The sequence below is a fragment of the Halalkalibacter oceani genome, from assembly GCF_040544555.1.
GTDB lineage: Bacteria > Bacillota > Bacilli > Bacillales > Bacillaceae_D > Halalkalibacter > Halalkalibacter oceani.
Genome location: NZ_JBEPKD010000030.1, coordinates 31,771 through 43,713 on the forward strand (window position 1 = coordinate 31,771; position 11,943 = coordinate 43,713).

Consider the following 11,943-nt stretch of genomic DNA (forward strand, 5'->3'; position numbering starts at 1 on the left):
TGATGAAAATGAAACGATTGCCGTTTGTCGTCTTAGCTGTCATGCTGATTGTTCCTTCATTTCTTGTCCATGCGGCTCCTGCGGTGGACGAAGCAGGAGAGACGGGTCAGGCAGGGGAGCTAAGCGCCAAAGAAGAAGTGATTTATGCCAATTTACATGGTGACGGTCAATTAGATGAAATATTTGTTGTCAACACATTACATGTCAGCGAAGCGGGGATGATCACCGACTATGGTCCTTACAGCAGTCTGAAAAACTTGACGAATGAGGCTGAAATGAAACAGAGTGGTGACGAAGTGCGGTTTGAGGCCGCGGAGGGAACTGCGTACTATCAAGGAAACCTTGGAGATCGTCTGGAGCTGCCGTGGAATTTTTCGATTTTCTACGAGTTGGATGGAGAGGAAATGGCGGCTGATGAGCTTGCCGGAGCAGACGGCCGGCTGCAGATCACGATTGATACGTCCCGTAATGAAGACGTCGATCCGTCCTTTTTTGAAAACTATTTGCTGCAAATCGCCCTTACGTTTGAAGAAGATACGTATGAAACGCTTGAGACAAGCGACGGGATGATCGCAAATGCCGGAAAAGACAAGCAAGTAACATTCACCGTCATGCCGGGGGAAGAGAAAGAGCTCCGTTTGTCGGCCGATGTCACCGACTTTGAGTTTAGTGGAATCGACATCACAGCTGTGCCGCCGGCGATGGCGATCGAGGCTCCCGGGGCTGACGAAATCGCAGGAGAATTCAACTCACTGACAGATGGAGTCAAGGAAATTGATGACGGAGTAGGCGAGCTGAAAAAGGGAATGTCACAGCTGAATGACGGCTTGCGCAGCCTTGAAAACGGCTCGGCTGAATACAAAAAGGGGCTCGATGAAATGGCTGGTTCCTCGGCGGAACTGGTAAAGGCGTCCTCGACCATTGAACAGGCGTTAAACGAGGTCAGCCAGTCTCTTCAGCTGACAGAGGAGATGAATGTCGGAGACTTGCAGCAACTGCCGGACGGTCTTGTCCAGCTGGCGGATGCGCTTCATGAAACCTCACAGGGCTTGGCGCAGCTACGCACTCAGTATGCGGCTGCCTACAAACAAGTTAATGAGGCGATGAACGGCATTGCCGATCAGCCAGTCAGTCAGGAGCAAATTGAGCAATTATATGCGAGCGGCGCAGATCGTGATGTCGTTGACCAGCTCGTTGACGCATACTCCGCCGCACAAAAAGCGAAGGTGACCTATTCAGCCGCGAAACAAGGCTTCGACGCGGTTGATTCAATCCTGAAGGAGGTGAGCGCTGGAACAAAGGAAATGGCAAACAGCTTAACGGCGCTTGCAGACGGACTTACCTCCTCGCTCGCACAGGTCGATGGACTCGGCTCGTTCTCCCAGCTACAAGAAGGACTGTCAGCGTTAGCCGCTAATTACAGCGAGTTTCACCAAGGGCTTGTGCGCTATACAGGCGGGGCTGGGCAATTATCTGCCGCTTACAGTGAGCTGCATCATGGAATAGGCGAAGCTACAGAAGGGAGCGGTGAGTTAGCAGCCGGGGCCGACGCTCTTCACAACGGTACAGGCAAGCTCCATGAGGCGACGAGCAGTCTGCCTGAACAGATGCAGGAAGAAATTGATGCGATGATTTCCGATTACGACAAATCGGACTTTGACCCGGTATCCTTTGTCTCCGAAAAAAATCACAATGTCGACACGGTGCAGTTCGTGATAAAAACCGCAGGAGTTGAAAAAGAAGAACCGGAGGAAGCACCGGTTGAACGAGAAGAAGAGAAGTCATTCTGGACGAAGCTGCGTGAGTTGTTTTCGAGAGAGTGATGCCGGGGGTGGTTAGTGGAGATGTCTCGGAGGGTCTTTTCAACCTTTTGAGACATCTCTTTTTTAAAAGGACGCTACGCGTTTTTCTTACATCCTAAACCCGTGAAGCAGTGCACGGAGAGAGTCCATCACTTGATCAACGGCTTGCTGGTGGTCGGGATGTTCAGCGACCCAGAGAGCCGCTTCATTCATCGCCCCTGACAGGCAATGTGTCATCGCCTCGATGGCGATTGGCTTGATCATTCCTTGTTTCTGCAAGAGCTCCAGATGCTCCATTAATGACTTCATCGAGTGTTGCTGGTCCATTTTGCGGAACGTGTCCCAGCCTAAAATCGCCGGACCGTCCACTAATAATATGCGGTGATTATGAGCTTCTGAAGCTGAGACGACAAAGGCGTGGCAGCCGAGGAGCAGTTGTTCCCATAAGTCTGTGCTTTTCATCGCTTCTGTTTCAATCTGTCGAGCGATATCGCGCTGAACCTCTTCAAATACAGCGAGAAAAAGCCCCTTTTTGTTATTGAAATGATGATAAAGCGCCCCGCGTGTCAATCCGGCTTCCTGGACAATTTCCTCGAGGGCGATATTCGTGTAGCCTTTTTCAGCAAAAAGCTTTCTGGCGATGGCCGTCATTCGTTGGATTGTCATATCGGTTTCTTCTTTTGTTTTTCTCATCGTGATTTTTCCTCTTTTCGCTGTTTAACAAAGCCGTTCACTCGCGCAAGGAGCTGGACGGCTTTGTTTTCTTCCTGCTTGATCAAAGTTCTTAATCCATGCTTGATGATCCGCTCATTGACCTGCCGGAGATCAGCCAGACATGTTTCGAGCCAGTTGATTACCAATTGCGGATGATCTTTCGTTAAATCATTGATATGATTGGCGACAGACTTTTGCACATAGGCGGAAGGATCATCAAGCAGTTGTTCTAGTAAGTGCAGGTTATAGCCCGGATCGTTTTGAAGCGGCTCTATTCTTTTGGCCCACGGCAGTCGGGGGCGTGTCCCTTCACTAACGAGCCGTCTAACATGTGGGTTCGAATCGGTGATCCAACTTTGAAGATACGCGATTGCACGGTCAGTGTCCAATTCAAGATATGGACGGATCGCATATTCGGACGTATGACGCTTGGTGATCTCCATTAGAGCAAGCATGGAAGCATGAAAATGGTGATGACCGTATTTTTCTACAAAATACGCAACCGGCATTAAAAAATAGCCATTTGTAAACATGCCCTCTTCTGTTTCGTTTTCCGGTCCTAAAATTTGGAGCAGGATCGACAGGGCGCGTTCATAGTCGGCGGGCAGGTGGTTCTGTAACGCGGTTGCGATGACGTCGACCCGCGCTTTCAGCTCTTTGTCTTCAACATTTTTCGCGACATAGGCGATGAATGATTTTGAGTTGAAGTGTGAATCATGGCGCTCGATTAAACGTGATAACCGTTCAGCGAGCCGCTGATCAAAATAGAATTTTAAAGGAGTGTACGCGGCCACATTTATTCATCCTTCCACACTTGCTCTTCATATTGTGCTTGAAATGATTGGTCAGGGGGAATGATGGTGATGACATCGATAAGAATTCCATTCGGATCACTGGTGATAAAATGGCGTTGACCAAATGGTTCATCGCGAATGTCCAGATGCAACGGCAAATGCTGTTCGTTAATGAACGTCCGGTAAAGCTGATCAACGTCATCGACTTCGACATTCAGAATCATTCCTTGTATTGGCTTGCCGAAAGCCTGAGGGATCGTCTCGTGCGTTTGATCCAAAATGGCCAATTCATCGCCTGTATCTTCTTTTTTCAAGCTTACATACCAATCGGCTTCAAAAACAACAGAAAAGCCAAAAAAACACTGATAAAACTGACTCGTTTCGGTAAGGCGGTCGGTCATAATTACAGGATAAAAACTGCTCCATTTCATTTGGCTCACTCCTTCTCTAAGTTGAGTTCATCTTAACATACATACAGTATGTATGTAAAACTTTTTTCGAGTGAGAAGTTGACAATTTACGTGCAATTATATATCTTTAAGATATATCTTTAGGATATGGGGGTTCAAATGAAGATAGAGGCGAAGTGGATTATTTTGGGGATTTTGACGACGGGCTGCCGAACCGGCTATGAGATAAAAAAGCTGATTGATGTCAGCTTCAGTCATTTTTGGAAAATGAGCTACGGTCAGATTTATCCGGCTTTGAAGGCACTCGTTGAAGAAGGCTACGCCGTCCAAGTGGCGATAAATAAGGAAGGGGAGCCGGAGCGCAAGGAATACACGATTACCGAAAGCGGAAAAAAGAAGCTTCAGGAATGGCTCGCTGTGCCGGTGCAGGATGCGGGACTGCACAAAAACGAGCTGCTCGTAAAATTGTTCTTTGGTAAGGAAATGAGCCGTGAACTGGCGATTCAGCATGTGGAAGAGCAGGAGCGTCTGCTGCGGCTGAAGCTGTCTGTGTATGAGCAAATTGAAAAGGACATCCGCGCCCACCCGGACGCGGAGTTTTGGCTGTATACGCTTGATTATGGCAAGGAGATTGCAAAGGCCGAATTAAGCTGGTGTAAAAAAACAAAGGAGAGGATAAAGTGAATAAACGTTATACGGCTCCAAATGATCGCGATATTGTTCTGTTTATCATTGGCATGAGGATTCAGCAATGGTGGAATATCAAGGCGTGGTGGCCGGTATTTACCGCGATGCCGCCGATGATGAAAGAGCTGTACAGAGAAAAGGATAATGGCTTTCTTTCCCATAATGCAGCCTGGGGCGGCCGAACGATTGTCTTTACCCAGTATTGGGAGGACATCGAGAGCCTTCATGCTTATGCTCATGGAAAGACACATATGAAAGCGTGGACTCACTTTTATCAAAAGGCGGCAAAAACAAAGGCGGTCGGCGTTTTTCATGAAACGTATGCTATCAAGGCGGGCAGCTATGAATCAATTTATGCCAATATCGCCCGGCCGCTCGGTCTGTCCCGTGCTTTGTCTCCATTGGAGGTATCCTCTTCTTCGACGCTGAAAGACAGGCTGAGAAAAGGAAGCTGACTTTCGATTGAAGCTGCTGAAAAAGTACGATTTTCACTTTTTCAGCAGCTTCTTTGGATCAGACATGCAAATCGCTTCTTTTCTTATGCAGAATTAAGCTTTCTTTCGTAGTATTATGAAAGGGCAGAATACGAGAAATGGGGGAGCGGCATGGAAGCAAGCTATGATGTCATCGTCATTGGCGGAGGATCAATGGGAATCGCGGCTGCCTATTATGTGGCAAAGAGCGGAAAAAGGGTTCTGGTGCTTGAGCAATCGACGATTCCGAACAACATCGGCAGTCACCACGGGGAAACGCGTATTTTCAGAATGGGCTATGGAGACGGAGGGCAATATGTGCCGCTTTTAAAAGAAGCGCTGGCGCTGTGGAAAGAGCTTGAAAAGGAGACAGGGCGGACGCTGTTTCAGCAAGTCGGCGCCTTGTCGATTGGGTACCGGAATTCCGGCTTTGTGCGGGAAACGATTGAAAGCTCGCGTCAGCATCGGCTGGAGCATGAAGTGTTGACTGCTGAGGAGATTGAACGGCGTTGGCCGGGCTTTCATCTGCCGGGCGATTTCAAAGGGTGCTTTGACCCGGTATCTGGCTTTTTGTTAAGTGAAGCTTGCGTCCTGGCTTATAAGGAAGCTGCGTTGCGGCATGGCGCGACGATTCTCGAAAACACGCGGGTGGAAGTGGTGGACGAGCAGGATGATGCCGTTCATGTCAAGGCAGGTGGCCGGCTGTTCAGAGGACGTAAAGCGATCGTCGCGGCGGGGGCGTGGAGCGCGAAGCTTTTGCCGGAGCTGAAGCTGCCGATTGAAGTCGTGCGGAAAGCGGTAGGCTGGTTTCAGACAGAGGGGACCATCTACCGCGATCACTTCCCATGCTTTGTTGTCGATCTGCCGGATGGTGAATCGTATTACGGATTTCCGGATGTGGATGGCAGCGGAGTGAAGGTTGGGCGGATGGATTTGGGAGATGAAACCGATCCGGATACGATTGATCGGGCGTTTCATGGTGAGAAGGATGAACGGGACTTGCGAAGCTTTTTGGCAAACTTCATGCCGAAGGCCGAAGGGAAGCTGCTGAAAATGGGGATATGCATGTTTTCCAATACGCCGGATCATCATTTCATCATTGATACGGCGCCGGGAACGGAGCGCGTCATCATGGCCGCCGGCTTTTCCGGTCACGGCTTCAAATTCGCCAGCGTCATTGGCGACATTTTGTGTGAGCTGGCGAACGAGGGCAAGACGAAGCGCGATATTGCTTTTCTCAGACTTGAGCGATTTGCGAAAGGGTAAGAGATAAGGCGGTGTTACCACGGAAGGTTTCGAACTATTGTCGGCACATTGCACTCTTTATGAAAATCATAGAAAATAAGCTACAATAAGTGGAATCAGGATTCGGGAGGGATATCGATGAAGCCGATAACGGTTTTAGTCGCGGATGATGATGAAGAGATTGGTGAACTCGTTGCGATCCATTTAGAGAAGGAAGGATACAGGGTCATTAAAGCGGCGGATGGGCAGGAGGCTGTTGATGCGATTGAAGCGCAGCCGGTCGATTTGCTGATTCTCGATATTATGATGCCGAAGTTGGACGGATATGAAGTCACCCAACTCGTTCGTGAGCGGCATAATATGCCGATTATTTTCTTGAGTGCGAAGACCTCGGATTTTAATAAGGTACACGGGCTGGTGATCGGTGCCGATGATTATATGACAAAGCCGTTTGCTCCGATTGAACTGGTAGCGCGGGTTAATGCCCAGCTGCGGCGTTTTATGAAATTAAATCAGCTAAAGCCTGATCAGCAAGCGAGTCTGGAATATGGAGGCTTGGTCATTTCTCCCGAACAACGTTCCGTTCTGCTTTATGATGAACGGATTGAGCTAACGCCGAAGGAATTTGATATTTTGTATTTACTGGCGAGTCATCCGAAGAAAGTGTACAGTGTGGAAAATATTTTTCAGCACGTATGGGGCGAGGCGTACTTTGAACGTGATAATACAGTGATGGTTCATATTCGGACGCTGCGGAAAAAGCTGAAGGAAGATGCGAGGAAAAGTAAATGGATTAAGACGGTCTGGGGAGTTGGATATACGTTCAATGGGTAAGATGATGCGCAGTTTTCGTTCAAAGATGGTGCTCTTGTTTGGGATAAGCATGCTGCTTGCGGGCCTTGCGACATATATCATTTATAAAGGTTTGCAATTTTATTATTATACGGTTGTCGATTACGAAGATCAGTTGACCCGGCTTCGTTCCTTTATTAGGTCGGTTGGTGATATAAACTTCTTTTTGCTCATTTTTATCCCGCTTTCGATTCTCTTTTTCTTTATCCTGAGCAAGCCGTATTCTGCCTATTTCAAGGAGATTTCCAACGGCATTCATTTTCTTGCCCGTGGCGACTTTACTCATCGCGTTCAAGTCCGTTCCAAGGATGAGTTCGGCGAGATTGCCCGCGACATTAATCTGGCAAGCGAGCAATTACAGCAGGCGATTGAGAGGGGGGAGTTTTCTGAAAGCAGCAAGGATCAGCTCGTTGTCAATCTCGCTCATGATCTGCGGACGCCGCTTACTTCCGTGCTGGGCTATATTGATTTAATTTTGAAGGAGAAGAATTTAACGGAGGAGCAGGTCAGACACTTTTTAACGATTGCCTTTACGAAATCCCAGCGTTTGGAGAGGCTGATTGAAGAATTGTTTGAAGTAACGAGAATGAATTACGGGATGCTGCCGCTTGAAAAAAGAACGATCGATCTCAGTGAGCTGCTTCATCAATTAATAGAGGAAATGTATCCTGTTTTCGAGAAAAATAAAGTGAGCGCCCGAATGAATATCGCTCCACAATTAGCGGTTTTCGGCGATGGAGACCTGCTGGCGCGCGTATTTGAAAACCTGCTCGTCAACGCCAATCGCTACGGCTCTGATGGTCAGTATATTGATATAAATGGTTTTTCCGAGTCGGGGGAAATCGTCATTCAAGTGATCAATTATGGCAGCCATATCGCCGAGGAAGAGCTTCCGCATCTGTTTGAGATGTTCTATACCGGTGACAAAGCGCGCACGCATCAGGCGGACAGCACAGGACTTGGCCTGTTCATCGCGAAAAATATCGTCGAGCAGCACAGTGGAACGATTACCGCCGAAAGCAGCGTCATCCGGACAATGTTTGAAGTGCGTCTGCCACAGGAGGGGACGGACGAACGGATTTAAGAAAAATTTAAGCTTTTCCCTGCTTTTTATTTAATTGGTTTTTTCTACGCTATAGTCAGTCGTGATGTAGGGGGAACCGAAAATGAAAAAGTGGGGATTTTTATTACTATTAACTGGCTGTCTCGTTTTTGTCATCGTTGAGCGGGTGCCGTTTTTTCACCAGCATGAAGTGGAGATTCAGCAATACGAGCAAGGGGCTTCCGAAAGGGTGGAGCAAAAAGAGATTAGAAAAGAACAACTCTATCAGGGAAATCTGATTCTGGTAAACGGGGAATACCCTGTTCAACAGGAAGGGGTAAGGTCTGATATCGTCAATTTATATGAGGCGCGTGAATTGACAAAAGGATATACTCTGTTAAACAGCGGAATCTATTTATCAACAGAGGTCGCACTCGCATTTTCTGAGATGGTCGCTGCCGCGGAGCAGGACGGGGTGCAGCATTTTGTCATTAACAGCGGCTTTCGTGATTTTGAGGAGCAAGGCGAGCTTTATCAAACGAGGGGAGCCGACTATGCGCTGCCGGCAGGCTATAGCGAGCATAATGTCGGAGTGGCGCTTGACGTAGGTTCGACTGAGACGACGATGTATGAGGCCGATGAAGGAATATGGATAGAGGAAAATGCTTGGAAATACGGCTTTATTTTACGCTATCCAAAAGATAAAACCGAGATTACCGGCATTGAATATGAGCCGTGGCATATCCGCTATGTCGGCTTACCCCATAGCGCGGTTATGAAGGAAAAGAACTTTGTGTTAGAGGAGTATTTGGCTTATTTAAAAGAAGAAGAGAAGATTTCCATTACGGTTAACGGTGAAAGCTACACGGTTGCCTATTATCCTTATTCAGAAGGGATGACCATTCCGGTGCCGGACAATCACGAGTATGAGCTGTCGGGTGACAACAGTGATGGGGTAATTGTGACGGTGTTTGAGTAGATGACGTTATATGGAGGATCTCCGGCCTGATTTTTTACGTTAAGGGGAAGTTTGAAAGAGAGGAGCTCGTATTCTTCAGGGATTGTTGGTGAACGGATTCGCTGTGGCGTATAACATTCTATTATCTCGTATTCTCTTTTGAGAAAAAGCTATTATGAGGAAACGAAGCATATTCTATTACACAAAAAACCAACCAGCACGCACCAATAGAACATCGGTGAGCGCTGGTTGTTTCGTTTTTGGACTTGCTAATGAAATTAGCTTAATACTTTCTTCGCGTCAGAAGAGGTTGATTTAATGTCAAAACGGTCGGCATTCATCACTTTCACCCAGGCAGCGATAAAGTCACGGACAAACTTCTCTTTGTTGTCGTCCTGTGCATAAACCTCTGCAAGGGAACGAAGGACAGAATTAGAACCGAAGACAAGATCGAATCTCGTTGCCGTACGCACGACTTCTCCTGTTTGACGGTCGCGTCCTTCATACAGGTTGTGGTCGACCGGCTTCCACTCGATACCCATATCAAGCAGGTTCACAAAGAAATCATTTGTGAGCGCGCCAACACGATCAGTGAAGACGCCGTGCTGGGTACCACCATAGTTTGTACCAAGAACACGCATACCACCGATAAGAACAGTCATTTCCGGTGCAGTAAGTGTTAAAAGCTGTGCCTTGTCGACGAGAAGCTCTTCCGGGCTTACGCTGTATTGCTTCTTCAAATAGTTGCGGAATCCGTCAGCGTAAGGCTCAAGCACGTCGAAGCTCTCGGCATCTGTTTGTTCTTCTGTCGCGTCACCACGTCCAGGTGTGAATGGAACCGTTACATCAAAGCCGGCATCCTGAGCAGCTTTTTCGACGGCGGCGCTACCACCTAGTACAATTAAATCAGCGAGGCTGACTTTTTTATCAAGTCCGTTTTGAATATCCTCAAGAACAGAAAGTACTTTGGCAAGCTGCTCCGGCTGGTTCACTTCCCAATCCTTTTGTGGCGCGAGACGAATGCGTGCTCCATTGGCACCGCCGCGCATATCAGAGCCGCGGAATGTGCTTGCGGAAGCCCAGGCAGTTGTGACAAGCTCGCTCACGCTAAGGCCTGAAGTCAGGATTTTTTCTTTAAGCTCTTCGATTTCCGCATCAGTTAATTGATAATCAACGGTTGGAATCGGATCCTGCCAGATAAACTCTTCTTCCGGAACTTCCGGTCCAAGATATCGAGCGCGAGGACCCATGTCACGGTGAAGAAGTTTAAACCAGGCACGGGCAAACGCATCAGCAAATTCGTCCGGGTTGGCGTGGAAACGGCGTGAAATTTTTTCGTATTCAGGATCATAGCGCAAAGCCATATCTGTCGTAAACATCACCGTTGGTACTTTAACGGAAGGATCCTCGGCATCTGGTGCAAGATCTTGTTCGTCAGGGTCTACCGCATGCCATTGGTAAGCACCTGCTGGACTCTTTGTCAACCACCATTCATATTTGAACAGCAGATCAAAGTAGCCATTATCCCATTGTGTTGGGTTGGCAGTCCAAGAACCTTCAAGTCCACTTGTGATCGTGTCGCGGCCTTTACCACTGCCGTGCGTGCTTAACCAGCCTAAGCCTTGCGCTTCAATCGATGCCGCTTCAGGTTCGGCGCCAACATGTGCTGCATCTCCTGCGCCATGTGCTTTACCAAATGTATGACCACCGGCGATTAAAGCAACTGTTTCTTCATCATTCATTCCCATCCGGGCGAATGTTTCGCGAATATCCTTCGCACTGGCGATTGGGTCCGGTTTTCCGTTAGGTCCTTCCGGATTTACATAGATCAGACCCATTTGCACAGCGGCAAGCGGATTTTCCAGCTCACGTTCACCGGAGTAGCGGTTGTCACCGAGCCATTCTGTTTCAGAACCCCAGTTGACGTCTTCTTCCGGATGCCAGATGTCTGGACGTCCAGCACCGAAGCCGATTGTTTTTCCGCCCATTGATTCAATTGCAACATTCCCTGCAAGGACGAGTAAGTCAGCCCAGGAGATTTTGTTGCCGTACTTTTGCTTAATTGGCCAGAGAAGACGGCGTGCTTTATCAAGGTTGCCGTTGTCAGGCCAGCTGTTTAATGGCGCAAAGCGCTGCGCGCCGGTTCCGCCGCCTCCACGGCCGTCGCCGATCCGGTACGTACCGGCAGCGTGCCAGGACATCCGAATAAAGAATGGACCGTAATGTCCGTAGTCAGCAGGCCACCAGTCCTGGCTGTTCGTCATCAGCTCCTCAAGGTCTTTCTTAAGGGCAAAGTAGTCCAGTTTCTTGAACTCTTCTGTGTAATCAAAATCGTCATCCATCGGATTGGATTTTGTATCATGCTGTTGAAGGATATTTAAGTTTAACGCGTTTGGCCACCAATCTTTGTTAGTTGTGCCGCGGGACTTGTTGCTTGTAGCGCTGCCGTGGAAAGGGCATTTCTCGATATTACCGTTGTTTTCCATAAAAAATTCTCCTCCCTGTTTCAAATAAGAATTAATATAGAAAGATTATCTTTCTAGCAGCAAGAAAAGTACTAACTAGATACCAATAATCATTCTCACATTGTAATTATAATAAATTATTGCTTAAAAGAAAAGGATAAAATCTCAATCCCAAAAATTTTCATTTAAGAGAGCGGCAGAAGCCTTTACTAATCAACGCTTTCACTGAAACCGAGGCTATGAATTTTTTCTTGAAAGGGTGGGATCGGCGTTCGACATAAATGATAAAAAAGTTGTCGAAATGAGAAAGGAAACCGAATAAGTTGTCCTTAATTGAAAATGAACCAGTGTGGCCGAGCATCCACTAATCTACTACTATGATGGGAGGATTAAAAAAATCAGTAAATGAGTCAATTTCATAATTTGAACCCTTAGTCTCGCAAGGTTTTCAAGGCACGAAAAAAGGAGTACCTCCCCAAAAGTCGAATGAGTTAAGTGACG

General features: G+C 47.7%; 11 protein-coding genes. 7 read left to right on the forward strand and 4 right to left on the reverse strand.

Features of this window, described 5'->3' with window-relative positions:
• Positions 1-2: 2 nt before the first annotated feature.
• Positions 3-1,823: a YhgE/Pip domain-containing protein gene (locus tag ABMB67_RS20805; protein ID WP_354573205.1), complete on the forward strand. Its 1,821-nt coding sequence runs from the start codon at positions 3-5 to the stop codon at positions 1,821-1,823.
• Between the two features lie 87 nt (positions 1,824-1,910).
• Here ABMB67_RS20805 and ABMB67_RS20810 read toward each other — a convergent pair whose 3' ends face one another.
• From ABMB67_RS20810 to ABMB67_RS20820, 3 genes are read right to left on the reverse strand one after another with little or no spacing between them, the layout of a single operon-like run.
• A complete protein-coding gene (locus ABMB67_RS20810; protein WP_354573206.1) occupies positions 1,911-2,495 on the reverse strand; it encodes a TetR/AcrR family transcriptional regulator in 585 nt (194 codons plus the stop codon).
• Positions 2,492-3,310 carry a DNA alkylation repair protein gene (locus tag ABMB67_RS20815; RefSeq protein WP_354573207.1) on the reverse strand — a complete coding sequence of 273 codons (819 nt, stop codon included), beginning with the start codon at positions 3,308-3,310 and terminating at the stop codon, positions 2,492-2,494. Before ABMB67_RS20815 ends, ABMB67_RS20810 begins: the two co-directional genes overlap by 4 nt.
• 2 nt (positions 3,311-3,312) lie before the next feature.
• A complete protein-coding gene (locus ABMB67_RS20820; protein ID WP_354573208.1) occupies positions 3,313-3,741 on the reverse strand; it encodes a VOC family protein in 429 nt (142 codons plus the stop codon).
• A gap of 138 nt (positions 3,742-3,879) precedes the next feature.
• On the opposite strand from ABMB67_RS20820, the gene ABMB67_RS20825 reads away from it, so the two are divergent.
• The 6 genes from ABMB67_RS20825 to ABMB67_RS20850 all read left to right on the forward strand — a co-directional run bounded on the left by ABMB67_RS20825 (position 3,880) and on the right by ABMB67_RS20850 (position 8,998).
• The gene (locus tag ABMB67_RS20825; protein WP_354573209.1) at positions 3,880-4,404 is read left to right on the forward strand and encodes a PadR family transcriptional regulator; all 525 of its coding nucleotides are present in this window, start codon (positions 3,880-3,882) and stop codon (positions 4,402-4,404) included.
• On the forward strand, positions 4,401-4,862 hold the full coding sequence (locus ABMB67_RS20830) for a DUF4188 domain-containing protein (RefSeq protein ID WP_251225132.1): 462 nt from the start codon (positions 4,401-4,403) through the stop codon (positions 4,860-4,862). Before ABMB67_RS20825 ends, ABMB67_RS20830 begins: the two co-directional genes overlap by 4 nt.
• Positions 4,863-5,012: 150 nt before the next feature.
• Positions 5,013-6,146 (forward strand): N-methyl-L-tryptophan oxidase, encoded by a 1,134-nt coding sequence (gene solA, locus ABMB67_RS20835; protein WP_354573210.1) that lies wholly within the window; start codon positions 5,013-5,015, stop codon positions 6,144-6,146.
• A 117-nt stretch (positions 6,147-6,263) separates the two neighbouring features.
• Positions 6,264-6,959 carry a response regulator transcription factor gene (locus tag ABMB67_RS20840; RefSeq protein ID WP_354573211.1) on the forward strand — a complete coding sequence of 232 codons (696 nt, stop codon included), beginning with the start codon at positions 6,264-6,266 and terminating at the stop codon, positions 6,957-6,959.
• Positions 6,952-8,061 carry a HAMP domain-containing sensor histidine kinase gene (locus ABMB67_RS20845; RefSeq protein ID WP_251225135.1) on the forward strand — a complete coding sequence of 370 codons (1,110 nt, stop codon included), beginning with the start codon at positions 6,952-6,954 and terminating at the stop codon, positions 8,059-8,061. Before ABMB67_RS20840 ends, ABMB67_RS20845 begins: the two co-directional genes overlap by 8 nt.
• Positions 8,062-8,143: 82 nt before the next feature.
• The gene (locus tag ABMB67_RS20850; RefSeq protein ID WP_354573212.1) at positions 8,144-8,998 is read left to right on the forward strand and encodes a M15 family metallopeptidase; all 855 of its coding nucleotides are present in this window, start codon (positions 8,144-8,146) and stop codon (positions 8,996-8,998) included.
• Between the two features lie 257 nt (positions 8,999-9,255).
• On the opposite strand, the gene katG is transcribed toward ABMB67_RS20850, so the two are convergent.
• A complete protein-coding gene (gene katG / locus ABMB67_RS20855; protein WP_354573213.1) occupies positions 9,256-11,463 on the reverse strand; it encodes a catalase/peroxidase HPI in 2,208 nt (735 codons plus the stop codon).
• Positions 11,464-11,943 lie beyond the last annotated feature (480 nt).